Below are 25723 nucleotides of genomic sequence, written 5' to 3'. Positions count from 1 at the left end.
AAAGTCTAGATCTTATTTGGCAGAGGAGTTAAAGTACGTGGAATATCAAAAACAGATTAAAGAAAATATCAAAAAATTAATTGATCTAGGAAGGGTAGCCGAGGCTAGTGAATTAAGTAGCCAGTATCATAATATGGCATCTGACGATGTAGAAATCTATTCTATACAAGCGATCATAGCCATACTTGAAAATCGATTATCGGATGCAGAACTCATTTTACAGCAAGGTTTAAAAATCGATAACAATAATTTTGATGTGATATATAATTTAGCATACGTATATGAAGCACGAGAAAAACAGCAAAAGGCTTATGAGTTGTATCTGAAGTTGAGTACATATCAAAATACAAATGAATACCATGAGTTAGTTATAGAGGCTCTACAGAGATTGCAAGAGTTTGCAGTTGCAGAAACAAAGAAAAGTAAGAATAAGAAAAAAATTGCATTTTTTGTAAAACAAGGAATGGATAGTTTTCTTGGTGATGTGATAAATGGTTTATCGGATGATTACGAGATAAAAAAAGTTATTGTAGACCAACTAGGGCAAATTGATCACGAAATGAAATGGGCAGATATTTGTTGGTTTGAATGGTGTGATGAATTAGTCATTCATGGCAGTAAATTAGAGATCGCGAAAAATAAATATATCGTATGCAGGATACATGGTTATGAAGTTTACTCTGATTTGATACTAAATGCCAATTGGGAAAATATTAATCAATTAATTGTAGTAGCACCTCATATTTTAAGAATATTTCAAGAGAAAATCGATAAGAAAAAGCTACATAATACTAAAGTAGATTTAGTATTATGCGGTGTCGATTTAGCGTTATATCCTTTTAAAGAAAGGAAAAAAGGCTATAATATAGGTTATTTAGGATATATTAATTTTAAGAAAAATATACCCTTAACTCTAGATGTTTTTTACCAAATGTATTTGATGGATTCTCGATATAAGCTATATTTAGCAGGAGAATTCCAAGATGAGAGAACACTGAGATATTTACAATTTTTTATTAAAGAATACCAGTTGGAGCGATCTATCGTTTTTGAAGGATGGAAAAATCCACAGCAAAAAATTGAATGGTTTAAAAAAATTGATTATATGCTTATTTCTAGTATTGATGAAGGATTGTGTTATGCAGCCGCAGAAGCGATGGCTTCAGGTATTAAACCTATCTTGCATAATTGTGAAGGATTAAAAGATCACTATCCAAAACAATATTTATTTAGTACACAAGAAGAAGCCGTTGGTATGATCACAGATGAAAACTATGAATCGCTAACCTACAGACAGTATATTGAAATGGAACTTTCTTGTAAAAAACAAATTTCCAGTATAAAAAAAATACTGCATAACTTTAACATGCAAACTCCAAATGATGAAGAGGAAAATAAAGCTGTCCCCGATATTTTAATTGCTGTCTCTGAAAAATTTAAGCAAAAGCAAACAGTGAAGAACTTGAAACATATAAAAGATATTACCATGATCATGACAACTTATAATCGATCAGAAGTGTTGTTGGCTGACTTAGAAAAAGGCTATAAACTTGGATTAATGCCCAAAATAATTGTAAATGATCATTCTGATGCTAAGCATACGGCAGTGATTAAGAAACTTAATAAGAAATTTGGAATAGGAAATATTATACATCATTCAGGAAATCAGGGATTAGCAGTAGCAATGGATACTTGCTTAAAAAATAGCCCCACTAAAAATGTATTGTCATTAGATGATGATGATATTCTTTTTTGTTTAAATGATGATCAGTTTGTTGTTGATATGAAGAAAATCAATCAAGCGGATTGTGCTATTATTATTCCTCGTTATATTATGAACTTAGATGAAAAAAATCAATTACAGCTTGGATATGACCGCATTCAATTTAATGATATGTTGTGTGAAGATGTACTGAAACATTTTTTCTTAACCGGTGAAATTGCAGCCTTTAATGCTGGTGCAGTCTATAATGCAAAAAAAATGGCAGAATGTAGCGCAGAAAAAGTTTTCACTATAGGAGAAGATCATGTAAGGTTAAGTCGTTTTTTTAGTAGTAACCTTAAAAAGAAAATAGTAGTTTCAGACAGTTATGTATATGTCAGGCGCATTAATGGTTCTACTTTATGTGGTAGTATGAACGACAAAAAGATAGCTCTACATTTATTGACCTTATTAGTATCAGGTTATCATTGCCTAACGAATGATCTGATTTCTAGACAACAGGCAATCACAGCTTTAAGAAACCGAGGGGTAATACTACAGAATATATATAATTATGGTGAAAAAATTACAGAAGAGATTATTCACTATCTACAAGGGGAAACTACTTTAGATTTTGCTAATGATTTATTCAAAAGTAGCAATGGTAAAATAACTAAGTTTCCTCAAGAGTTTACTGCAATACTTGATTGCACGAACAAAACTCAAGTTGCTATAAATAAGAATTTTTCTATGCCTAAAGTGAGTATTATTATTCCAACATACAATCGTAGAGAATATTTAGAAGAATCTTTAGAAAGTGTTTTGGCACAAGATTATAAAAATCTTGAAATTATAGTAAGTGATAATGCTTCGACTGATGGCACAAATGAACTTCTGGAAGACTTTTCATTGGACAAAAGAATTAAATACCACAGGAATGAAGAAAACAAAGGATTTTATTATAATCATTATAATTCATTATATAATTTGGCTACAGGTGACTATGCTTTAATTATGGGAGATGATGATTACTTTATTGATAGCAGCTATATAAGCAAAGCTGTACAATTATTGTTGGAAAATCCCAGTGTAGTTCTAGTACATGCTAATTGTAAGTTATTAGATATGTCTACTAATAAAATAGAGAATACAAATCTTAACACGCCTAAAGTAACAAAAGGAATGGATTATTTCATCTACTACGAGCAACCGGGTTATGGACATATCTGTGGTTTCGTTACATCTTTATTTGATAGAAAAGTGGCAATGAAGCTAGGATGTTTGCTTGAAAGATCCTTAGCCTTTGATTTGTTGCTATACTTAAAATTGATGTTAGCAGGAGACGTAGGGGTAATTGATGACCATGTAGCAGTGTACAGATATCATAGTGCTAGTACTTCCAATAATTTAATACCGGAAGATGATGCCCAAACACTTATTGAGTTAGAAAAAGTAAAAGAAATGGCTTTACAAAGAGGAATGTATCCAGAGGTTATGAATCAATGGACTACGTTTAGAGTTTTTAAATATATTCGTTGGTGTTTTATTTCGTATTATACAAATGGAAAAGAAGACATTGCTATAAATCTATTAAATAGTATAGAAAAGAGCTACCCAGAAGCATATCAAGCATTGAGAACCTCATTAAATATATAATTAAGCTAATATTTTTCTCGGAAGGGAGTGATGTTATATGAAGGCAGTAATTTTAGCTGGTGGAATGGGTACACGCATTTCAGAAGAAACTCATTTGAAACCTAAACCGATGATTGAAATTGGGGGTAAACCTATATTATGGCATATTATGAAATTATATTCCGCATATAATATCCATGAATTTGTTATATGTTGTGGTTATAAAGGATATTTGATTAAAGAGTATTTTGCAAATTACTTTTTACATATGTCCGATGTGACAATAGATATGGTTAATAATTCTATGGAAGTACATCAGCGTCATGCTGATCCATGGAAAGTTACTTTGGTGGATACTGGCGAGTCTACTATGACAGGAGGACGCCTCCGGCGAGTTCGAGATTTTGTTGGTAACGAAACGTTTTGTTTTACTTATGGTGATGGAGTTAGTAATGTAAATATAGGAGAATTGGTGAATTTTCATTACAAACAGGGACGAATGGCGACTTTAACTTCGGTGCAGCCTCCTGCTAGGTTTGGTGTATTAGAATTGGATGAAAATCGTGTCACTAATTTTTATGAAAAACCGCAAGGAGAATCAGGATGGATTAATGGAGGTTTTTTTGTCTTAGAGCCTGATGTCTTTGCGTTAATTGATGGGGATTCTACAATATGGGAATGTGAACCATTAGAAAGGTTGACGAAAAGCAATCAGCTATCAGCTTTTCAGCATAATGACTTTTGGCAGCCTATGGATACTTTGCGGGATAAAGTCAGACTTGAACAACTTTGGGAAACTGGAATGGCACCTTGGAAGGTTTGGTGATTATGAACAGCTTTTGGCAAGGTAAAAAAGTATTTATTACAGGGCATACTGGCTTTAAAGGAAGTTGGTTGAGTTTATGGCTCCAATTTCTTGGGGCTGATGTAGTTGGTTATGCCCTACAACCGCCTTCAACTCCATCGCTTTTTAATATGGCACATATTGAAGAAGGAATGCAGTCAATTCAAGGTGATGTATTGGATTATTCTAAGTTGCAAACAACTCTATTAAAATATAAGCCGGATATAGTCATTCATATGGCAGCCCAGTCATTGGTACAACATTCGTATAAATTTCCTATAGAAACATTGTCTGTGAATATCATGGGAACGGCAAATGTATTGGAAGCAGCACGTCATGTGGATAGTATTCGTGTCATTATTAATGTTACTAGTGATAAATGTTATGAAAACCGTGAATGGGTATGGGGATATCGTGAAAATGAGCCAATGGGAGGATATGACCCGTATAGTTGTAGTAAGGGATGTGCCGAACTTATCACATCCAGTTACCAGAGATCTTATTTTTCAGGAGAAAATACTGCAAAGATTGCAAGTGTGCGTGCTGGAAATGTAATAGGCGGAGGAGATTGGGCTGCTGACCGTATTGTTCCGGATAGCATCCGAGCAATTATTAAAAATGAACCTATTTTAATTCGAAATTTATATGCTATTCGCCCTTGGCAACATGTGTTGGAACCATTGAGAGGATATCTACTTTTAGCGCAAAAGGTATGGGAAAATGGTTCGAAATACGCTGAAGGATGGAATTTTGGTCCTAACGATAGCCATGCATGGACAGTAAAAGAAGTTGTAGAAGGTTTATGTCGTTTATGGGGAAATAATGCTACATGGAAAACTGAAAAAGATAATCACATGCATGAAGCTTATTATTTAAAATTAGATTCAACAAAAGCTGTGCATATGTTGGGGTGGAGACCCCTTTTAACGATGCAAGATACGTTAGCTATGACAGTTGAATGGTATAAAAATTTTTATGATTTTAAAGATCCTCAAAAGATAACATTAGAACAAATTTCTATGTATCAGAAAGAAATATATGTAGATAATCATAGTTTCAGAAGTAATTGATATGAAATTGATGAGTTAGGGGCAATGAATTTTTATAGATTGGATGTGCTATGATGATATTTAAACCGACTACGCTATTTGATGCCTATGTTATCGAGCCAGAATTTATTCAAGATGAAAGAGGGTTTTTCGCAAGAGCTTGGTGCAAAGAGGAATTTTTAAAACATGGACTGAATGCTAATTTAGTGCAGTGTAATCTAGCATACAATAAAATTGCTGGTACGCTCAGAGGAATGCATTATCAGAAAGAGCCATATCAAGAAGCTAAATTAGTATCATGTCTTAATGGCATAATATATGATGTAATTATTGATTTAAGAGAGACATCACCTACGTTTAAAAAATGGGAAGCATTTGAGTTATCATCTGATAATCGTAGGATGCTATATGTTCCAGAAGGATTTGCTCACGGATATTTTACGATGAGTGATCATGTAACTGTATTTTATCAAGTGAGTGAATTTTATCATCCTGAATGTGAACAGGGTGTGAGATGGGATGATTTAGCTTTTGGGATTAAATGGCCTAGCAATCCTACTAGCATATCAGAAAAAGATAAAAAGTATGGTGATTTTTAAATGAAATCTAAAACGGTTATTATTTCAGGTGCCAATGGATATTTTGGTGGTATTGCTTGCCAATATTTTAGAAGCTTAGGTTGGAAGGTTTTAAAAGCAACTCGACTAAAAGGCGATGATTTATTTTTTGATCTTAATAACCCCAAGACTGCGAGTATTCAAACCGAAATGGATGTTGACTTGTTTATTCATGCAGCGGCTGCGCATGAGGTCGCTTGTCGTGAAGATCCATATCAAAGTATATATCAAAATGTGATTGGAACTAAAATAGCTTTGGATTTTTGTGTTTCTAATCATATTAAAAAATTCATATATCTTTCTACATTTCATGTATTTGGTGATCCAGAAGGTCTTATTAATGAAGAAGCTATGCCATGCCCAATGAATGATTATGGGATGAGTCATTTGCAGGCAGAACAGTACGTTCAAATGTATACTGCAACTAAAAAAATATTGGGAACGGTTATAAGACCTAGCAATTTTTTTGGAGTGCCTTTACCAATTGAAGATTGCAAACGTTGGAGTCTTATACCATTAGCTTTCTGTAAGGAAGCTGTAGAGACGGGCAAGATTATATTGAACACACCTGGTTTTCAACGAAGAAATTTTATTGAAGTCCATGATATTTGTAAAGTTATTGAAACAGTATATCCTTTAATGGAGAAAGTACCTTTATTACACATTCATGGTAAAGATCAATTAAGTATTCGAGAGTTTGCATATCTAATTCAGTCGGTAATTAAAAAAGAATACAATAAAGATATTGAAGTTATTTTTCCTGAAGGGGCTCATAGTGAAAAGGTGTTCCAATATGAGAGTTTATATTTGAAAGATATTTATATACCTGATAAGAGGATAGAGAATTTTGTAAAAGAGTTATTACAATGTTTATTAATAAAGAAGGCAACATTAACGAGGTGAAATAATGTATTTTCTTGCTACAACTGCAATTGAAAGATTTTGGGATAAAAAAAAACAGATATTATTTTTACAAGAAGGATGTTACCGTTTTAGTAAACGTAATAGAGATATAAATTACAAAATAATGCCAAGTGTTTTCTCTAACAAAGAAAAAATTCATCAATGCTTACATGAAGTGGAACAAACAACTGAAAAAATTTTAGAAGCTATGGTACCTGTTTTCAATAATTTGCATGAAGTAAATTATGGTAAACGTTATTGGCGAATTATTATCGGGCGATGGTTAAATGATTACATATTTGCTGTTTATGATCGCTATTATTCGATCGTACACGCGTTGGAGATTGATCCTAATTTAGAGTCTATAGTTTTGGATGAAAGTTGTTATATTGTACCTAAAGATTTTACAGAAACACTAAATTATCTAAGTGATGATTTTTATAATTTGCAAATTTACTCTCAGATTTTTAAATTTATAGGTAAAAATTTCCCAAGCAAAAAATTGGTGTATCAAATAGAAAATGAGGGTATAAATCATAATACTATTAGGATAGAAAATAAAATACTTCGAAAGTCAGACACACTTATTATGAATATGTCTTATTTTTCTGAGATGGTTGATCTGATGCTCATCAATAAGTGTCATTTCCCAATTGAAAGCCATTGGATAAAGGAATTTATTTTACCTGATTTTAATATTTGCAAGCAAACGAGACAAAAGATGAAATTAAATATTAAGGCAGAAAATCAGTTTGAAGACTTTATTATTAGTCAAATATTTAATAATATGCCTGTAGCCTATATTGAAGGATATCGATATATAGAAAAAAAATATCAAGAACATCCAGTATATTCTACAATACCCAGAGGAATATTATCCGCTGTTTCATATAATGCAGATGCCGTTTTTAATCAGTGGGCAGCTACATGTGCTGAAAATGGGACTAAATTAATAGCAGTTGCTCATTCAGTGGCTGGTTCTACCTATTCTGATTTTGAAGAGCATGAGAAAAAAATCTGTGATCGATTTTATGCTGCAGGCTTGATTACACATAAAGATAATAATAAAGTGAAAGTTCTTCCATCTCCTAAATTTTGTGCTCGTATTGAATTTGAAAAGTTAGAGAATCTTTCCGATATATTATTTATTAGTTCTAATATCAAAAGATATCAGGGGCCATTTAGCTGGCTAATCACATTAAGCCCTAATGAATATTCTAATAATCAGCAGATTTTTTGGGAAACCTTATCTCCCAATTTGAAAAAATGTGTAAGAGTAAGATTATATGCACGAGATTGGGGACAAGATTGTGAAAAAAGGTGGAAGTCATTTGCTCCAGATGTCATTTTAGAAAGTTGGGAAATATTATTAGCTGCACGGATGCAAAAAAGCAAAGTTATTGTATGCGATAATTTTCAAACTACATTTACGGAAGCTTTGCTTTTTAATAAACCGGCTATCTTGTACTTCGATTACAAAAAATATATAAATTTCTTACATCCAGAAGCCGTCAAATGTTTTGATGAACTACACTTTGTTGGGATTTTATATGATAATCCAGCTTCGGCTGCTCAATTATTGAATCGTAGTTATTTAGAAATTGATGAGTGGTGGAATGATAACGCTCGGCAGAGTGCAAGAAAAAATGCATGTAAAGTATTTACTGGATATTTGAAAGAAGGCGTTGATCAGTGGGTTAAAGAGCTTGATTGCCTATTTGATGATAAAAAAGAAGATTCAAAAAAAATATCTTATGAAAAACATGAGAACATACAATATGAAAATTTACAGGAATATTTGAATGGGCTTTCTGGGGAAAAAATTGCAATTTTAGGTATAAATAAAATTGCACAATATATGGCTCAGTTTATTTCTCAACTCTGTCATAAAAAAATAGTGGGGATTATCGATGAAAATGTAGAAAATTTTGGGAAATATTTATCGGGAGTTAATATTAATTCATTCCAAGAAATAATGAAAGAAAATCCTGATCTTATCATAATAGCAGATTTACCTTCAGGCAGAATACAAGAATTGTATTTGAAGAAATATATACCTGCAACTGTGAAAATTATAAACCCAGCTCGTGATTTGCCAGAACCTATTTTTCGAGAATTATTAAATACTGTTTTTGGTGAACATTTTGGACGTGTAACGATTAAGAATGGGTAAGAATTTTGAAGGTTGAAATGCAATTAAGAGCCTGCTTTACAGAGGACGTACAATTGCAGAGGGAGGCTTAGATGTTTAATAATAAAAGTATTTTAGTTACAGGTGGTACAGGTTCATTTGGCAAGAAATTTATCAAAACCGTTTTAGAAAAATATAAGCCTAAGAAAGTTATCGTTTTTTCTCGTGATGAACTCAAACAGTTTGAAATGCAACAGGAATTTAGCGATTCTGTCATGCGCTATTTTATTGGTGATGTTCGTGACGCTGAACGGCTAAAACAAGCCTTTAACGGTGTAGATTATATTATTCATGCTGCAGCTTTAAAACAAGTACCTGCAGCAGAATATAATCCTATGGAATGTGTCAAAACGAATATTAATGGAGCACAAAATGTAATTAATGCAGCCATTGAAAATAACGTAGAAAAAGTGATAGCCTTATCGACGGATAAAGCTGCTAACCCAATTAATTTATATGGTGCTACTAAATTAGTTTCGGATAAATTGTTTGTTGCTGCGAATAATGTAGTAGGTGATTGCAGAACACGTTTTTCTGTGGTTCGCTATGGTAACGTAGTGGGATCACGAGGTTCCGTCGTACCTTTTTTTCAAAAACTTATTTCTAATGGGGAAGAAGTACTTCCGATTACGGATATGAAAATGACGCGTTTTTGGATTACTTTACCACAAGGGGTAGAGTTTGTGATGAAATCTTTTCAAAGAATGCAAGGTGGTGAGATTTTTGTACCTAAAATTCCATCGAGCAAAATTATCGATCTTGCTACAGCAATCGCACCTGATATGCCGATAAAAGTGATTGGTATTCGTCCTGGTGAAAAACTTCATGAAATTATGTGCCCTATTGATGATTCACATTTGACATTGGAATTTCCTGATCATTATGTAATAAAACCTACGATTACATTTTTCTCTCCACTAGATTATAGAGTGAATCAGTTACAGGAAGTTGGTAAAATAGTAAGTCAGGGATTTGAATACAATTCAGGGACGAATCCACATTTCTTGACGGTAGATGAATTGCGGGAGATGATTTAGTATGCGTCATATTCCTTATGGCAGGCAGGATATTAGTGAAGAGGATATCGAGGCTGTAGTTGATGTACTTAAGACGGATTGGTTGACGCAAGGACCAACTGTAGAACGATTTGAACAAATGGTTGCTGAATATTGTGGTGCCAAATATGCGGTTGCAGTAAATAGTGCTACTTCTGCCTTGCATATTGCCTGTATGGCAGCAGAACTTCAGTCTGGTGATTGTTTATGGACATCTCCAAATACGTTTGTAGCCTCGGCTAATTGCGGGCTATACTGTGACGCAGATGTAGATTTTGTTGATATTGATGAGAAAACCTATAATATGAGCTCTACAAAGTTAGCTGAAAAATTAAGCCATGAACGGATAGAGGGAAGACTTCCTAAAGTTGTCATTCCAGTACACTTCGCTGGTCAATCATGTGATATGGTGACGATTGCTGCTTTAGCAGCAGAGTATGATTTTACTGTAATCGAAGATGCTTCCCATGCTATTGGTGGCAGTTATCGAGATTCAAAAATTGGTTCATGTCGTTATTCTGATATGACGGTATTTAGTTTTCATCCAGTAAAGATTGTTACGACAGGTGAAGGTGGTATAGTAGTTACCAATCGGCAGGATTTATATGTAAAACTACTTCGATTGCGAAGTCACGGCATTACCCGCAATTCAGAAGATATGATGAATGATACTCATGGTCCTTGGTATTATGAGCAGATTGAACTGGGGTTTAATTATCGTATGACGGATATTCAGGCTGGGTTAGGAATTAGTCAAATGAAACGCATTGATGAGTTTATTAATAAGAGGGAGGAAAAGGCAGAATATTATACAAGAGCACTACAAGGGCTGCCGTTGACTTTGCCTTATCAAAATGATGATATACATTCGGCATGGCACTTATATGTAGTAAAAATAAATAATGAGTTATGTAGTAAAAGTAGAAGACAAGTATTTGAGGAATTGCGTGACCGAGGACTAGGTGTTAATGTTCATTATATACCTGTACATACCCAGCCATACTATCGACAATTAGGATTTAGTCATGGTGATTTTCCTGTTGCTGAGCAGTATTATGAGCAAGCGATTAGCATTCCCATGTTTTATAGATTGACCAATGAAGAGCAAGACTATATTATTCAATCCATAAAAGAGGTGCTGAAATGAAAACGGTGATTATTGTCCAGGCGCGTATGACATCTACAAGACTACCAGCTAAAGTGTTAATGCCAATATTAGGTAAACCTTTATTGACTTATCAAATAGAACGAATGAAACGGATAAAATTGGCTGACGAAATTGTTATTGCTACAACTACCAATGATGATGACCAAACGATTGTCGATTTGTGTGAAAAATTATCAATATCTTACTTTCGTGGGTCAGAGTTGAATGTTTTGGAAAGGTACTATGAAGCTGCTAAAAAATATAATGCCGATCATGTAGTGCGTCTCACCTCCGATTGTCCATTGATTGATCCAGCAGTAGTAGATAAAGTCATAGCCTTTTACAAAGAAAATAAAAGTGATTATGATTACGTATCTAATACTTTGAAACGTACCTATCCGCGTGGTCTTGATACAGAGGTATTTTCATTTCAGATTCTTCATCAAGCTTACCAAGAGGCAATTGAAATGTCAGATAAAGAACATGTGACACCTTTTATATACGGTCATCCAGATAGATATCGTTTGGCGAATGTCTTTCATACTGAGAATTTGAGCACACACCGATGGACAGTTGATACGGTGGAAGATTTTCAACTCATTCATAGAATGATTGAACAATTATACCCGATTAAGCAGAATTTTACCTTACAAGATTGTATAGAATTGTTAGATCAATATCCTGCATGGAAAAATATTAATTCACATATTGAACAGAAAAAAATGTGATATATTGCATAGTGAATTGCTACTTTAAGGAGGACGGATTCAGTGAATATTTTACTTGTTAATATAAGTCTTAGGCCGGAATCTATCAAAAAATTTTTTCCTATTAGTCTAGGATATATATCTACGGCGATGAAAAATGCAGGATTTGCATTTGATTTACTAGATATTGATGGATATCGGTATAGTGACGAGGAAATCGAAACTAAAATTTCTGCTAAGAGGTACGATATTGTATGTATGGGGTGTATTGTCACTGGTTATAAGTTTGTAAAATCCCTTGCAAATGTGGTGAAAAAATATCATCCTAATGCAATCGTGATAGCGGGAAATTCAGTTGCTACGTCGATTCCTGACATCATATTAAACAAAACCCAAGTAGATATTACCGTTATGGGTGAGGGTGACGAAACCATTGTAGATTTACTACATACAATTCATGAAAATAGACCTCTTGATGAAGTTCTTGGAATCTGTTTTGTGAGAGAAGGAAATGTAATTCATAATCCGCCTAGACCTGTGATTAAAGATGTTTCAACAGTCCCCTTTATTGATTTCTCCATCTTCGATATCGAGATATATATTGAAAATTCGCGGATTTGTGCAGATGATCCCTTACCTATACCAAGAGAAGAGATACGAGCGTTGCCAGTCAATACGGCAAGGGGCTGTGTAGCTAACTGCAGTTTTTGTTATCATGTTTTTCAAAATGTTCCTTATCGATATCGATCAGCTGAAGCCATTGTGGCTGAAATCAAGCATATGGTTGATACCTATTCATTAAATTATATTCAGTTCTGGGATGAACTTACGTTCTTTTCAAAAAAACAAGCATTAGAATTTGCAGAGAAAGTTTTGGAGGAAAAAGTTCATTTTTATTGGAAGGGAACGTGTAGAGGAAATCTATTTGATGAGGAGCAAGATGTTCTTATTATTGAAAAAATGAAACAAGCCGGTTGTTTGGCAATGGGTTACTCACTAGAGTCATCTGATCCAGAAATTTTAAAGGCGATGAATAAGCATGTTTCAGTGGCTCAGTTTTCTAGGCAAACGGAACTTCTTCGCAAGGCTGGGTTGGCAACATATACTAGTTTGGTTTTTGGATATCCCCAGGAAACTCCTGAAACAATCAGAAAAACCTTCGATTGTTGTATAGAAAACAAAATTTATCCATCAAGCGGGTATTTATTACCACAGCCAGGTTCAGTTATGTACGATTATGCGATAGAAAAAGGACTGATCAAGGGTGATCCTGAATCATATTTGCTTGCAATGGGGGATCGCCAGGATTTGCGAGTTAACATGACTCAAATGAGTGATGATGAATTTGAAAATCATGTAGTTGCTGGGTTAAAAAGAACGAATGAGGCCTTGAAAATTGGGCTTAAAGACGAAGAATTAATTCGTACTACATATTATAGGGCTTATAAAGATAATTAATAGAAAAATAGTTTCAATTATTTATGGGAGATCAGAAGAGAGAGGAGCAGGTTTATGAATCGATTCAAAACGGAGCAAGAACAGTTTTGGGCTGGTGAATTTGGAAATCAATATATTAAGCGAAATAACGGTGAACGTCTTATCGCCAGTAATTTGGCGTTGTTTAGCAAAATACTTTCCAAAACATCATCAGTACAGTCCATTATCGAATTTGGAGCCAACATAGGTTTAAATCTGTTTGCTTTAAAGAGTTTAGTACCTAATGGTGAATTACATGCAATTGAAATAAATCCTACTGCGGTTATGGAACTTGAAAAAATGAATTTGACTAAAATTTATCCTCAATCAATTCTAGATTTCATTCCAGAGAATCAATATGACTTAGCTTTTACCAAAGGAGTGCTAATTCATATAAATCCTGATTGTTTGCCACAAGTTTATGATTTGCTGTATCAATCTAGTCGGAGATATATAATGATTGCTGAATATTATAATCCATCTCCAGTGGAAGTTAGTTATCGTGGGCATAATGGGAAGTTATTTAAGCGTGATTTTGCTGGTGAATTTATACAAAGATTTTCTAATTTGAAATTAGTTGATTATGGATTCGCTTATCATGGTGATCCTACTTTTCCTCAAGATGATTTAACTTGGTTTTTAATTGAAAAGAAAATATAATATGCAAGTCGTTTTTCGTGTAGACGCTTCCCTAACCATGGGATCAGGACATGTCATGCGATGTTTGACATTAGCCGATGCCTTACATGAGCAAGGAATAATGATACTATTTATTTGTCGCGAATTACCTGGTCATATGTGTGATTTTATTGCAGGTAAAGGTTATAAGGTATATCGCTTACCCTATAAGATACAACTAGGAAATGATGCTATAGACGAACGAACGTTATGGGCGGGCGAAAGATGGCAAACTGATGCTGAGCAAGCCGATCAAGTTTTACAAGAAATAAATGTAACAACAAAGATACATTGGCTTATCGTTGATCATTATAGTTTAGATATACTCTGGGAGCAGAGGGTGCGAAAACATACAGAAAAAATAATGGTACTTGATGATTTAGCCAATCGTTACCATGACTGTGATTTATTATTAGATCAAAATTTATATAGGGATATGCAAACCCGCTATAATGGATTACTAACTGCATATTGCCAAACCTTATTAGGCCCTCAGTATGCATTATTGCGGCAAGAATTTTATGAAGCTAGAAAAACGGTAAAAGTACGTGATGGGATAGTTAGGCGTATCATAGTGTTCTTTGGTGGTAGTGATCCAACTAATGAAACGTCTAAAGCATTGCAGGCCATAGGATTACTACATCGTAATGATCTCTATGTTGATGTCATTGTAGGTAAGATTAATCCACATAGAACGCAAATCCAAAAATTATGTAATCACATTCCTAATACTACTTTTTACTGTCAAATCAATAATATGGCAGAATTAATGGCTAAGGCTGATTTAGCAATTGGTGCTGGTGGCAGTACGACTTGGGAAAGATTATGTCTTGGTCTGCCATCATTAGTAGTACGAATTGCAGATAATCAAGAGCGTTTAACAGAAGATGCTCAACAGTTAGGTTTATTAATTGATTTAGGTGTTGCAGATACTATAAATATAGATACTATAGCTATTCAACTCGAGAAAATAATGTCGGAGCCACAGAGGTTGAAGCTTATATCACAGCGTGGTATAGATTTTGTAGATGGAAAAGGAATCGATAAGGTTGTGAAGTATTTAATGGATATGAAATATAAAATTATGATAGTTTCTGATCAAAATTCTTGGATCAATACTTATATTTCTGCAATGACCCAAGATCTTAGCAATGCAAATCATCTTGTTAAATGGGTGCATGATGTACGTGAAGTAGAAAGTAGCGATATGGTTTTTTATTTAAGTTGTTCACAGATTATACCAAAAGAAATACTTGGAAAGAGTCATCATAATTTGGTTGTTCACGAGAGTGCGCTCCCTCAGGGGCGTGGCTGGTCGCCATTAACATGGCAAATATTAGAGGGGAAAACGCAAATTCCGATATCCTTATTTGAAGCTGCGGAAGCGGTAGACAGTGGGAAAATATACCTGCAAACAACAATGAAGTTTAAAGGGACAGAATTATTAAGCGAACTTCATGAATGTCAAGCAAAATACACCATTCAGATGTGTATGGAATTTATAAGTCGATATCCTGGTATTATCAAAGATGCTGTTAGACAAGAAGGAATGGCTACTTATTATCCTAGAAGAATATCTAAGGATAGTCAGTTAGATATAGATAAAACAATTCGTGAGCAATTTAACCTTTTACGTGTAGTAGATAATGAGAAATATCCAGCCTTTATTAAGATTCATGGCTGCGAATATTTTATTAAGGTATACAGGAAAACTGAATAATAGTGGAGGGGAAAAGAATGAATGATGATAAAATTTTGATGGAAAGAGCAATTTCATCAGCAAATCTAGAGAGCCGTTCAGGCATTAATAATAAGTATGCATTGAATGATTTTAATGGATTTATTGGAGATATTTTAAATAATATTAATTTTAAATCTGTATTAGATATTTGTTGCGGAACTGGTAACCAAATTATGCATTATATAGAGAGACCTAATACTGAAGAAATAGTGGGTGTTGATATTTCGGCAGAGTCGTTAATGGTTGCACGGAAAAGAATTACAGGTGATTTGAAGGAGAAGAACGTAGAATTTATTTGTACTCCTATGGAAAAAATGTTTTTTGATTCAGGTCTTATCCAGAGGAAATTCGATTTGATATCATGTCACTATGGTTTATATTATTCTAGAAGTGTTGTTGATACTTTAAAAGAGTGTTATCAACACTTAAATCAGGAGGGGACTATTCTAATTGTTGGTCCTTATGGAGAAAATAACCATCAGCTATTTAGAATATTAGAAAAATATACCAAAATTCCTGATTTTGTAAAATATAGTTCTGGTGATTTTATGGCAAGCGAGGTCTCACCACTATTAACTGAGTTAGGGTTAACTTTTCAGGAATATAAATTTGAAAATGAAATACGATACCCAAGCGTTGATGCAGTATTGAGCTATTGGAAGGCATCTACTTTTTATGATGAACAGGTGGAAGAAAAATTTTCGAAAAGACTTGAAGCGACTTTTGCAGAAAATGCAAGTTTTAATGTCAGCAAGCATGTGATAGCTTATGTTGCTAAAAAAATATTATGAGAGCAAAAAAAATTCTTGTTATTGCTGCCCATCCGGACGATGAAGTGCTTGGTTGTGGGGCTACTATGGCAAAACACGTGCAAGCTGGTGATAAAGTAGATGTAGTTATTCTTGGTGAAGGTATAACAAGTCGTGATAATATTCGCAATCGTGAACAACATAGTAAATTATTTTTAGAATTGCAGCAAAGCGCCAAGCGTGCAAATGACATATTAGGTGTATCTACAGTTACATTTGGTACATTTCCTGATAATCGTATGGACTCATTAGATTTATTAGATGTAGTAAAAACTATAGAATTTTTCATAGAAAAATTTAATCCTGATATAGTTTATACGCATCATCATGGTGATGTGAATGTTGATCATCAGATTGTTAATCGTGCAGTTATAACAGCATGTCGACCATTACCTGGTGTGAAGTTTAAAACTATTTTATTTTTTGAAGTAGCTTCTAGTACAGAATGGCAAGTTCCTAGTTTAAATTCAAGCTTTAATCCTAATTGGTTTGTAGATGTTTCAGATACGGTCCAATTGAAAAGAAAAGCATTGCAAGCATATCAATCAGAAATGAGAGAGTGGCCTCACCCTCGATCGATTAACGCTGTTGAATATCTTGCAAAATGGCGTGGTGCTACGATTGGTGTGGAAGCTGCAGAAGCATTTAGTTTAGGTAGACATATATGCGGAGGTTAATATGAATAAAATACGTATTCAAGATATCTTTTCAAGAAAGAATAAACCTTTTATTATAGCCGAAATGTCAGGTAATCATAATCAGTCACTTGAATGTGCATTAGCCATAGTAGAGGCGGCAGCTGATGCAGGTGTCAATGCATTAAAGATCCAAACATATACTGCTGATACTATAACGCTTGACATAGACGAAGGGGAATTTCATATTTCTGATTCTAATAGTTTGTGGAAAGGAACATCATTATATAAACTTTATCAACAAGCCTACACACCTTGGGAATGGCATAAACCTATTTTAAATCGTTGCAAGGAACTAGGTATGATTGGATTCAGTACACCCTTTGATGAAACAGCAGTTGATTTTCTTGAATCTTTAGATGTACCCTTCTATAAGATTGCTTCCTTTGAAAATATCGATTTACCTTTAATACGCAAAGTAGCTAAGACTGGTAAGCCCATGATTATTTCTACTGGTATGGCTTCAGTTGCTGAAATAGATGAAGCTATTCGTACAACTCGACAAGCAGGTTGTAATGATATTGTCCTATTAAAGTGTACAAGTAGTTATCCTGCTAATCCAGAAGATTCGAATATTACAACTATTCCTCATATGCGAGAGTTGTTTAATTGTGAAGTTGGTCTGTCAGATCATACCTTGGGTATTGGAGTTGCAGTGGCTAGTGTGGCACTAGGAGCTACTGTTATTGAAAAGCACTTCACCCTAAATCGAGCCGATGGTGGTGTTGATTCAGCTTTCTCGTTAGAACCAGATGAGATGAAAGTATTGGTGGAAGAAACTGCAAGGGCCTGGCAAGGGCTAGGGAAAGTGTGTTATGAATCTTCGGTAGCGGAAAAGGCATCAATGCAGTTTAGAAGGTCTATATATGTTGCTGAAGATATTAAAGCTGGAGATATTTTAAGTAAAGAAAATATCAGAATAATACGTCCAGGGTTTGGATTAAGTCCTAAGTATTATGATTTAATTTTGGGTAAAAAAGTGAAGGTTGATGTAAAAAAAGGTATGTCGCTACAGTGGGAAATGATGTTATAAAATAGTTATTAAATGCGAAGTTTACACTGATATTGATAGCATTTCTTCTATATGTGATAAAAATGTATTCATTCGCAAATATAGGATGTGATTTTTATGAGGATACCTTTAGTGGATTTACAACAACAAGTACAAAATTTGAAAGTGGATATTTTAAACAAAACAGCAGATCTTCTAGACCAAGGATCTTTTATTATGGGATTAGAAGTAAATGGATTAGAAGATTCATTTTCTTCGTATTTGGAAGTCAAATACGCTATCTCATGCAACAGTGGTACCGATGCATTAATTCTCATTTTGGAAGCAATGGACATTGGAGCAGGTGACGAAGTGATTACGTCACCTTTTACTTTTTTTGCGACGGCTGAATGTATTTCTAGAGTAGGAGCAATTCCGGTTTTTATCGATGTTGATCCGAATACGATGAATATCGATCCTACTAAAATTGAAAAAGCCATTACGAGTAAAACTAAGGCTATTTTGCCTGTACATATTTTTGGTCAACCAGCGGATATGGAACCTATTGTAGAAATTGCGAAAAGATATAATCTATTTGTAATTGAAGATGCATGTCAGGCAATTGGTGCCACCTATACTTTTTCAGACGGAAGGGTGAAAAAAGTAGGGAGTATGGGGGATGCTGCCGCTTTTTCCTTTTATCCAACTAAGAACCTTGGTGCCTATGGCGATGGTGGCATGATGACGACGAATGATGATAAACTTGCCCAAGTTATAAAAGCTTTGCGGGTACATGGTAGCGGTATGAATGGTAAGCAAGCCTATGAACAACTGACTGGTGAAATCGTGGATTTTGGCATTGGAAATACAGAATCAGCAAATTCTACGATTTATGATCCAACGAAATATTATAATTTCCTGATTGGCATGAATAGTCGATTAGATGCTATGCAAGCAGCTATTTTACAAATTAAAATAAAATATTTAAACCAATGGAATCAGGCACGAAAAAGATTAAGTATGAGATATACTGCAGGATTCGAAAAGGAAGGGTTATTAGAAACAGGTTTTTTGATACCCCAAGAAACACTTAGCCATGTCGAATCAGTGTATCATTTATATATCGTTAAGTGTGAAGAACGAGAAGAACTATCTCATTATTTAAATCAAAAAGGTATTGCTACAGGGACCTATTATCCTGTTCCACTGCATTTACAAAAAGTTTATCAAATGGGTAAGCATAAACTAGGTTATTCTTTAGGTGATTTGCCTCACAGTGAATGGCTCAGTCAACGCACAATGGCATTACCACTTTTTCCCGAGATGACAGTACAGCAACAGGATTATATAATAAACTCAATTAAAGAATTTTATACTAGAAGAGGAAAATAAGATGGAAAAAGAATATTTTGTACATCAATCCAGCTATGTCGATAAACCTTGCCAAATTGGTAAAGGAACAAAGATATGGCATTTTACTCATATTATGCCCCATTGTAAAATTGGTTATAATTGCAATATTGGGCAAAATGTCGTTATTTCATCAAATGTAACATTGGGTAATAATGTGAAAATCCAAAATAATGTTTCTGTTTATACAGGTGTGATTTGTGAAAATGATGTTTTTTTAGGCCCTTCTTGTGTTTTTACCAATGTGATCAACCCACGCAGTCATGTAAGTCGTAAAAATGAGTACAAAGAAACGTTGGTGAAACAAGGGGCGTCCATTGGTGCTAATGCAACCATTGTTTGCGGACATACTATTGGCAGGTATGCCTTCATTGGTGCTGGGACAGTCGTTACGAAAGATGTGCCTGACTATGCTTTGGTCGTGGGGAATCCGGCAAAAAGAGTGGGTTGGATGTGTCAATGCGGTGAGAAAATTTATTTTACAGATAGTCATACGACGTGTTTAACATGTGGTAGTCAATACATAAAGACTGATGATATTGTGAAAGAAGTGGGAGAATGAAAGATCTATTAATAAAAAAAATTCAAGATAAAACCGCTGTGTTAGGTGTCATTGGTTTGGGTTATGTTGGTTTACCGCTTGCAGTAGAAAAAGCTAAAATGGCTTATAAAACCATTGGCTTTGATGTGCAAGAGCAAAAAGTCGATATGGTGAATGCAGGTCAAAATTATATTGGGGATATTGTTCCTGAAGAACTCACATGTGTTGTTGCTAGTGGAAGGCTAACAGCGACTAAAGATTTTTCTTTTATTCAAGATGTAGATTGTGTAGCAATTTGTGTTCCTACTCCTCTCGATATCTATCAGCAACCTGATGTTTCTTATGTGATACAATCAACCGAAGATATCGCTTCCTATCTACATCCTGGTATGCTAATTGTTTTAGAAAGTACGACTTATCCTGGGACGACAGAAGAAATTGTAAAACCTATTTTAGAAAAGACAGGCCTAAAAGTAGGGCAAGATATTTATTTGGCTTTCTCGCCAGAGCGAGTTGATCCAGGTAATCAACTTTATAATACTAAAAATACACCTAAAGTTGTTGGTGGTGTGACTAGTGATTGTACAGAGGTTGCTGCTACTTTATATGAAAATATTTTGGAAGGAAAAGTAGAGCGAGTCTCCAGCCCAGCTGTTGCTGAAATGGAGAAAATTTTAGAAAATACCTTTCGTAATATTAATATTGGACTTGCTAATGAGATGGCGATTCTTTGTCATAAGATGGGGATTGATGTATGGGAAGTGATTGAAGCTGCCAAGTCGAAACCTTATGGTTTTATGCCTTTTTATCCCGGTCCTGGTGTGGGAGGGCACTGCATTCCTATTGATCCCTTTTATCTGACATGGAAAGCTAGAGAATATGGTTATCATACTCGCTTGATTGAAACAGCTGGTGAAATTAATAATTATATGCCTGAATTTGTGTTAGAACGCAGTATGAAGATTCTCAATCGATTTGGTAAAGCACTAAAAAATTCTAACATTCTCATTTTAGGTGTTGCCTATAAACAGGATATTGATGATGTTAGACAATCCCCAGCTTTACATGTCATTAGTCATTTGGAAGCAAATGGGGCAAGTGTATCTTATCATGATCCTTTTGTTGGTGATTTTACCTTAAATAATAAAGAATATCGTTCCATTGCTTTGACAGCGGAGGTTCTGCAAGATGCAGATTTGGTGATTGTGACGACCATGCATACAGAATATGATTATGAGTTTATTCAAAAACACGCTCGTATGATTTTTGATACTAAAAATGCCTTTAAGAATATAGTTAATCGCGATAATATTGAAAAGTTGTAGGATGTGAGAATGTGGAGAAATTAAAGGTTGCGCTGATTGGCTGTGGACGCATTTCTTATAAACATATAGATGCCTTGGTTCATAATTGCTCAGAAGTAGAGTTGGTGGCGACTTGTGATGTCGTGATTGAAAATGCCGAAGAAAAAGCACGGGACTATATTCAGAAAATGCAAAAGGCTTCCTTCGAAGTTCATATGCCTAGAATGTATAGCGATTATAATAAAATGTTAAAAGATGAACAGGTGGATATTGTTACAATCTGTACAAAATCAGGTAATCACGCTGAAATTTCATTAGCTTGTTTGTCGTTAAAAAAACATGTATTAGTAGAAAAACCTATGGCTTTGTCAACGCAAGATGCAGATGCTATGATCGAATGTGCCAGAGATCATGGGGTTAAGTTATGTGTAGCTCATCAGAATCGTTTTAATCTGCCTGTACAAAAATTAAGACAGGCTGTAGAAGAAGGGCGATTCGGTAAAATTTTTGCGGGGAATGCTCGAATTTTATGGAATCGAAATGAAGATTATTATGCACAGGCTCCATGGCGTGGTACATATACCCAGGATGGTGGTTGTTTGATGAATCAATGTATTCATAATATTGATTTATTACAATGGATGCTAGGTGGTGATATGGCTGAGATTCAAGCTATGATTGCGAACTATATACATCCTTATATCGAAGCAGAGGATTATGGGAGTATCCAGATTCTGTTTCATAGTGGTGCGATTGGAAATGTAGAAGGGACAGTTTGCGTCTATCCGCAGAACTTAGAAGAAACCTTAACTATTTTAGGAGAAAAAGGTACTGTTGTGATTGGGGGGCGAGCCTTAGATAAGATTCTGGTTTGGCAGTTCGCTGACAAGAAGGATACCTTAGAGGAAATTCAACAGGAGTGTAATCGAGAGATTGATCATATCTATGGATGGGGTCATACGACATTGTATGGCAATTTGATTAAGAGTATCAAGACTAACCAAGAACCTCTTGTAAATGGTTTAGAGGGAAAAAAAGCAATGTCGATTATTTTACATGCGTACCAGGCTAGTTATTCACGGCAAAGAATTAATGTTAGCAAAAAATGCATTAATGCCTTAGATTTTAAATTACCAACCTAATTACCTATTTTCTTAATGTTTTCTTAATAATTTCTAAAGATTATTTGTATTCCGTACGATAAGTATAATATAGAGAAAATGTAGAGGTGTTTAAGTAATGGATATAAGTGCATTGAAAGGTAAAATAAACCCTGTTTCTACGCCAATTTCCACTCCAGCGCCAACCTTAGTTTCTGTTCCTGCCATGAAAAGTAGTTCTGAATTTCAAGTTGTGAGTACAACAAATAAAAATGGATCGGCAGTAAAATCAGAAACTCCTTCGAATGAGAATAAAACAGAAAAAAAACCTGTAAATGTAGACGATGTAAAACAGATGACTGAAGCAATGAATCATTTTTTACAAGTTTCTAATGCGGGCATGCAGGTTACTCTTCATGAAAAAACCCAAGAACTTATGGTACGATTTGTTGATTCAAAAAGTGGACAAGTCTTAAAAGAATTTCCATCCCATGAATTTTTAGATACCATAGCGAATATTCGAGAGTATGTAGGACTTTTATTAGATAAAAAAATATAAACTGGATTTTTGAGGGAGGTTGTTAGTATGTCTAGAATTTACGGTTTATCCGGCTCAGGGATGGATGTTGATGCAATTGTTAAAAGTTTAATGACGGCTCAACGGGCTTCCAGTGCAGGACTAACCCAAAAAAAAACCGTCTTAGAGTGGAAAAAAACAGCATATAATTCCATATATACAGACATTAGTAATTTTCGTAATTCTGTCTTCAACTATAAATTAGGAGCTACTTTAAATCCGAAAGCGGTGTCATCGAGTAATACATCTGTTGCTACGGCTACGGCTTTAGCTGATGCTGGTAATATATCTCATTCCTTAGTCGTTTCTCAGTTAGCAGATGGTGTTAAGTTAACTAGTAGTAGTACGATTACGACTGGAGCAACGGGGACGATTGCGACTCAACTTGGTGTAGCGGCGACTGCTTTTGATATTACTGTTAAAAATGGTACTGCAACGAAAACGATCACCGTTGATCCGAGTACTATGACATTAAATGATCTTGTGAGCAAAATCAATAGTTCAGGGACGAATGTTCAGGCTAGTTATGATACGACTTTAGATCGCTTTTTCTTGTCTACCACGAATTCAGGGTCTACTGCTGGGATTAGCCTTTCTGGTAATTCCAACGCTAATGACTTTATCGCTAAATTAAAGCTTGGTATGACAATGACAAGTAGTACGGATAGTGCAGTTCCCCCTGTTACTACTTATACCCATACTAGTGGAAATGGGAAGGATGCCCAGTTTACTTTAGATGGACAGGCTTTGACTCAATCAAGTAATAAATTTACGATTGCCAGTGTGGTATATAATCTGACAAGTACTACACCGTATACAAATATTCAGGACCCCAATGACTCAACCAAGACCATATTAGGGCAACAAGCGACAACGATTGCTGTTACCAGTGATATTGATAAAACGGTAGCAAATATTAAATCTTTGGTGGAATCTTATAATACGATCCTAGCATCTCTTAATGCGAAACTAGATGAGGCGCGTTATAGTTCCTACTTACCCTTGACGGATGATCAGAAGAGTTCCATGAGTGACGATGACATTACGGCGTGGAACGTTAAAGCCAAAAGCGGTATGTTATATCACGACACTACTTTAAATAGCTTAGTCACTAGTATGCGTAATGCTTTTGCCAATCCAGTTACAGGCATCACAGGTCAGTATACGAGTACAGCATCCATTGGCTTTTCAACAGGTGCCTATACGGAAAAAGGAAAACTGTATCTCGATGAAACAAAGCTGAGAACAGCCATCACCAATGATCCTACAGTTTTAACTAAGGTATTTGCTACTGTCGGAACAACGACGACAGTGGACGGAAAAACAAAAGCCAATACGCAAACGCAAGGGATAGCAGCACGACTATATGATACGTTACAAGCGACCATGGATATTTTGAGCACCAAATCGGGCACAACGGCAACCGCTACGACAGATACCAAAAGTGATATTGCCAAGCAAATGGCAGAATATACGAAAAGAATTGCGGCAGCAAAAGTGCGTGATGATGATATGGAGTCAGCATATTATGCGAAATTTAATGCTATGGAAACAGCTTTTTCCAAGTTGAGTAAGCAGAGTAGTTGGTTGTCTCAACAATTAGGATAATTGTTCACTGAGTTTGTTTGGAGGATATATTATGGTATATACAAATATGGCCAATACGTACAAAAATCAACAAATCATGACGTCTTCACCAGAAGAGTTAACGTTACTACTCTATAATGGAGCCATTCGTTTCATCACTGAAAGCGTAGCAGCGATGGAGCAAGGGAACATGCAACAAGCCCATAATTCCAATCTTCGCGCACAAGATATCGTGAGAGAATTTATGGCTACTTTAGACACCAGTTATGAAATATCAAAAACTTGGATGCCATTATATGACTATGTTATCTATTGTTTAATCCAAGGTAATATCAAAAAAGACAAAGAGCAGCTCTTGCAGGCAAAGACGATTCTTTTTGAGCTTAGAGAAGCCTGGGTAGCAGCAATGAAACAAACTCGCATGGGGCGAGTTGCTGGTAAGTAACATGTTAAAAAAAACAGCAAAAGAACTGTGGTTAGACTATCATTTTTTGACCAAAGAAATGCTGAAGTTTTTGGACAAGAAAGATATGGACCTATTCTATAATTTAATGGATCAGCGTGAGCGTCTGCAGGTTATGATTAATGAAATAGATGATGATGGATTTAAAACTTCCGCCCAAGGGCAGGAACTGCTTGTTGAAATAGGGCAAGATAGTCAATTATTGCACCATACGTTACAATTTCAAATCAATGCTGGCAAACGCCAACATCAAGTGGCGGGAGCTTATGGTGGCGAAACTGGAGAAATTGTCAGTAGTATGACATGGAAAAGATAATTTTAAAAGACTTCAACTTTCTTAATGAGAGTTGGAGTTTTTTTATGAAGATCCTACCAAATAAGTGTTAAGTTTATTTACCGATATTTCGATATAATTGTAGTATAGTGTAAATATAAGGCTTATTTTTGCTTTTATATTAAGAATATGGCTCATAATAGCAAAATTAATATGTCTATGAGGAA

23 protein-coding genes are annotated in these 25723 nt (G+C 34.9%); all 23 read left to right on the top strand.

What is annotated here, in order from left to right; genetic code table 11:
- Positions 1 to 37 precede the first annotated feature (37 nt).
- The 23 genes from ACAN52_RS00615 (at position 38) to ACAN52_RS00505 (ending at position 25538) form a co-directional block, all read left to right on the top strand.
- The gene (locus ACAN52_RS00615) at positions 38 to 3358 is read left to right on the top strand and encodes a glycosyltransferase (RefSeq protein WP_378950651.1); all 3321 of its coding nucleotides are present in this window, start codon (positions 38 to 40) and stop codon (positions 3356 to 3358) included.
- Positions 3359 to 3395: 37 nt separating this feature from the next.
- On the top strand, positions 3396 to 4163 hold the full coding sequence (rfbF, locus tag ACAN52_RS00610) for a glucose-1-phosphate cytidylyltransferase (RefSeq protein WP_378950648.1): 768 nt from the start codon (positions 3396 to 3398) through the stop codon (positions 4161 to 4163).
- Positions 4164 to 4165: 2 nt separating this feature from the next.
- The gene (gene rfbG / locus ACAN52_RS00605) at positions 4166 to 5251 is read left to right on the top strand and encodes a CDP-glucose 4,6-dehydratase (protein ID WP_378950645.1); all 1086 of its coding nucleotides are present in this window, start codon (positions 4166 to 4168) and stop codon (positions 5249 to 5251) included.
- Between the two features lie 50 nt (positions 5252 to 5301).
- A complete protein-coding gene (gene rfbC, locus ACAN52_RS00600; RefSeq protein ID WP_378950642.1) occupies positions 5302 to 5829 on the top strand; it encodes a dTDP-4-dehydrorhamnose 3,5-epimerase in 528 nt (175 codons plus the stop codon).
- Positions 5830 to 6750, top strand: coding sequence for an NAD-dependent epimerase/dehydratase family protein (locus ACAN52_RS00595; protein ID WP_378950639.1), 921 nt, complete (start codon positions 5830 to 5832; stop codon positions 6748 to 6750).
- A gap of 4 nt (positions 6751 to 6754) precedes the next feature.
- Positions 6755 to 8923, top strand: a complete 2169-nt coding sequence (locus tag ACAN52_RS00590; RefSeq protein WP_378950636.1) for an LIC12162 family protein — start codon at positions 6755 to 6757, stop codon at positions 8921 to 8923.
- A gap of 71 nt (positions 8924 to 8994) precedes the next feature.
- A complete protein-coding gene (gene pseB, locus ACAN52_RS00585; protein WP_378950633.1) occupies positions 8995 to 9978 on the top strand; it encodes a UDP-N-acetylglucosamine 4,6-dehydratase (inverting) in 984 nt (327 codons plus the stop codon).
- A gap of 1 nt (position 9979) precedes the next feature.
- Positions 9980 to 11143: a UDP-4-amino-4,6-dideoxy-N-acetyl-beta-L-altrosamine transaminase gene (gene pseC, locus ACAN52_RS00580; protein ID WP_378950630.1), complete on the top strand. Its 1164-nt coding sequence runs from the start codon at positions 9980 to 9982 to the stop codon at positions 11141 to 11143.
- Positions 11140 to 11871: a cytidylyltransferase domain-containing protein gene (locus ACAN52_RS00575; protein WP_378950627.1), complete on the top strand. Its 732-nt coding sequence runs from the start codon at positions 11140 to 11142 to the stop codon at positions 11869 to 11871. The genes pseC and ACAN52_RS00575 overlap by 4 nt, the downstream gene beginning before the upstream one ends.
- Before the next feature lie 42 nt (positions 11872 to 11913).
- A complete protein-coding gene (locus ACAN52_RS00570; RefSeq protein WP_378950624.1) occupies positions 11914 to 13308 on the top strand; it encodes a B12-binding domain-containing radical SAM protein in 1395 nt (464 codons plus the stop codon).
- Between the two features lie 54 nt (positions 13309 to 13362).
- Entirely contained in the window at positions 13363 to 13986 is a 624-nt protein-coding gene (locus ACAN52_RS00565) for a pseudaminic acid biosynthesis-associated methylase (RefSeq protein WP_378950621.1), read from the top strand.
- A 1-nt stretch (position 13987) separates the two neighbouring features.
- Complete coding sequence (gene pseG / locus ACAN52_RS00560) at positions 13988 to 15724, top strand: UDP-2,4-diacetamido-2,4,6-trideoxy-beta-L-altropyranose hydrolase (protein ID WP_378950618.1); 1737 nt, start codon at positions 13988 to 13990, stop codon at positions 15722 to 15724.
- Between the two features lie 17 nt (positions 15725 to 15741).
- A complete protein-coding gene (locus tag ACAN52_RS00555; RefSeq protein ID WP_378950615.1) occupies positions 15742 to 16536 on the top strand; it encodes a class I SAM-dependent methyltransferase in 795 nt (264 codons plus the stop codon).
- Positions 16533 to 17231 (top strand): PIG-L deacetylase family protein, encoded by a 699-nt coding sequence (locus tag ACAN52_RS00550; protein ID WP_378950613.1) that lies wholly within the window; start codon positions 16533 to 16535, stop codon positions 17229 to 17231. The genes ACAN52_RS00555 and ACAN52_RS00550 overlap by 4 nt, the downstream gene beginning before the upstream one ends.
- A gap of 1 nt (position 17232) precedes the next feature.
- Positions 17233 to 18282 carry a pseudaminic acid synthase gene (gene pseI / locus ACAN52_RS00545; protein ID WP_378950611.1) on the top strand — a complete coding sequence of 350 codons (1050 nt, stop codon included), beginning with the start codon at positions 17233 to 17235 and terminating at the stop codon, positions 18280 to 18282.
- 96 nt (positions 18283 to 18378) lie between these two features.
- Positions 18379 to 19632, top strand: coding sequence for a DegT/DnrJ/EryC1/StrS family aminotransferase (locus ACAN52_RS00540; protein ID WP_378950608.1), 1254 nt, complete (start codon positions 18379 to 18381; stop codon positions 19630 to 19632).
- 1 nt (position 19633) lies between these two features.
- On the top strand, positions 19634 to 20212 hold the full coding sequence (locus tag ACAN52_RS00535; RefSeq protein WP_378950606.1) for an acyltransferase: 579 nt from the start codon (positions 19634 to 19636) through the stop codon (positions 20210 to 20212).
- On the top strand, positions 20209 to 21516 hold the full coding sequence (locus ACAN52_RS00530) for a nucleotide sugar dehydrogenase (RefSeq protein ID WP_378950603.1): 1308 nt from the start codon (positions 20209 to 20211) through the stop codon (positions 21514 to 21516). The genes ACAN52_RS00535 and ACAN52_RS00530 overlap by 4 nt, the downstream gene beginning before the upstream one ends.
- Before the next feature lie 11 nt (positions 21517 to 21527).
- The gene (locus ACAN52_RS00525) at positions 21528 to 22637 is read left to right on the top strand and encodes a Gfo/Idh/MocA family protein (protein ID WP_378950600.1); all 1110 of its coding nucleotides are present in this window, start codon (positions 21528 to 21530) and stop codon (positions 22635 to 22637) included.
- A 97-nt stretch (positions 22638 to 22734) separates the two neighbouring features.
- On the top strand, positions 22735 to 23154 hold the full coding sequence (locus tag ACAN52_RS00520; protein ID WP_378950597.1) for a flagellar protein FlaG: 420 nt from the start codon (positions 22735 to 22737) through the stop codon (positions 23152 to 23154).
- 27 nt (positions 23155 to 23181) lie between these two features.
- Complete coding sequence (gene fliD / locus ACAN52_RS00515) at positions 23182 to 24780, top strand: flagellar filament capping protein FliD (protein WP_378950594.1); 1599 nt, start codon at positions 23182 to 23184, stop codon at positions 24778 to 24780.
- 31 nt (positions 24781 to 24811) lie between these two features.
- Entirely contained in the window at positions 24812 to 25204 is a 393-nt protein-coding gene (gene fliS, locus ACAN52_RS00510; RefSeq protein WP_378950591.1) for a flagellar export chaperone FliS, read from the top strand.
- Positions 25191 to 25538 carry a hypothetical protein gene (locus tag ACAN52_RS00505; protein ID WP_378950588.1) on the top strand — a complete coding sequence of 116 codons (348 nt, stop codon included), beginning with the start codon at positions 25191 to 25193 and terminating at the stop codon, positions 25536 to 25538. Before fliS ends, ACAN52_RS00505 begins: the two co-directional genes overlap by 14 nt.
- Positions 25539 to 25723: the final 185 nt, after the last annotated feature.

Origin of the sequence: Pelosinus sp. sgz500959 (assembly GCF_042610375.1) — a bacterium.
Lineage (GTDB): Bacteria > Bacillota > Negativicutes > DSM-13327 > DSM-13327 > CTSoil-075.
Note: the sequence above shows the minus strand (reverse complement) of the source record. Positions and strands in the feature narration are given on the sequence as shown.

Excerpts from the sequence above, each read along its gene's own strand:
- pseC (WP_378950630.1), top strand. The coding sequence starts at position 9,980 with ATGCGTCATATTCCTTATGGCAGGCAGGATATTAGTGAAGAGGATATC.
- ACAN52_RS00520 (WP_378950597.1), top strand. The coding sequence starts at position 22,735 with ATGGATATAAGTGCATTGAAAGGTAAAATAAACCCTGTTTCTACGCCA.
- ACAN52_RS00530 (WP_378950603.1), top strand. The coding sequence starts at position 20,209 with ATGAAAGATCTATTAATAAAAAAAATTCAAGATAAAACCGCTGTGTTA.
- rfbG (WP_378950645.1), top strand. The coding sequence starts at position 4,166 with ATGAACAGCTTTTGGCAAGGTAAAAAAGTATTTATTACAGGGCATACT.
- ACAN52_RS00590 (WP_378950636.1), top strand. The coding sequence starts at position 6,755 with ATGTATTTTCTTGCTACAACTGCAATTGAAAGATTTTGGGATAAAAAA.
- ACAN52_RS00550 (WP_378950613.1), top strand. The coding sequence starts at position 16,533 with ATGAGAGCAAAAAAAATTCTTGTTATTGCTGCCCATCCGGACGATGAA.
- ACAN52_RS00535 (WP_378950606.1), top strand. The coding sequence starts at position 19,634 with ATGGAAAAAGAATATTTTGTACATCAATCCAGCTATGTCGATAAACCT.
- ACAN52_RS00565 (WP_378950621.1), top strand. The coding sequence starts at position 13,363 with ATGAATCGATTCAAAACGGAGCAAGAACAGTTTTGGGCTGGTGAATTT.
- pseB (WP_378950633.1), top strand. The coding sequence starts at position 8,995 with ATGTTTAATAATAAAAGTATTTTAGTTACAGGTGGTACAGGTTCATTT.
- ACAN52_RS00575 (WP_378950627.1), top strand. The coding sequence starts at position 11,140 with ATGAAAACGGTGATTATTGTCCAGGCGCGTATGACATCTACAAGACTA.
- ACAN52_RS00555 (WP_378950615.1), top strand. The coding sequence starts at position 15,742 with ATGAATGATGATAAAATTTTGATGGAAAGAGCAATTTCATCAGCAAAT.
- ACAN52_RS00595 (WP_378950639.1), top strand. The coding sequence starts at position 5,830 with ATGAAATCTAAAACGGTTATTATTTCAGGTGCCAATGGATATTTTGGT.
- ACAN52_RS00540 (WP_378950608.1), top strand. The coding sequence starts at position 18,379 with ATGAGGATACCTTTAGTGGATTTACAACAACAAGTACAAAATTTGAAA.
- pseI (WP_378950611.1), top strand. The coding sequence starts at position 17,233 with ATGAATAAAATACGTATTCAAGATATCTTTTCAAGAAAGAATAAACCT.
- rfbF (WP_378950648.1), top strand. The coding sequence starts at position 3,396 with ATGAAGGCAGTAATTTTAGCTGGTGGAATGGGTACACGCATTTCAGAA.
- fliS (WP_378950591.1), top strand. The coding sequence starts at position 24,812 with ATGGTATATACAAATATGGCCAATACGTACAAAAATCAACAAATCATG.
- rfbC (WP_378950642.1), top strand. The coding sequence starts at position 5,302 with ATGATGATATTTAAACCGACTACGCTATTTGATGCCTATGTTATCGAG.
- pseG (WP_378950618.1), top strand. The coding sequence starts at position 13,988 with ATGCAAGTCGTTTTTCGTGTAGACGCTTCCCTAACCATGGGATCAGGA.
- fliD (WP_378950594.1), top strand. The coding sequence starts at position 23,182 with ATGTCTAGAATTTACGGTTTATCCGGCTCAGGGATGGATGTTGATGCA.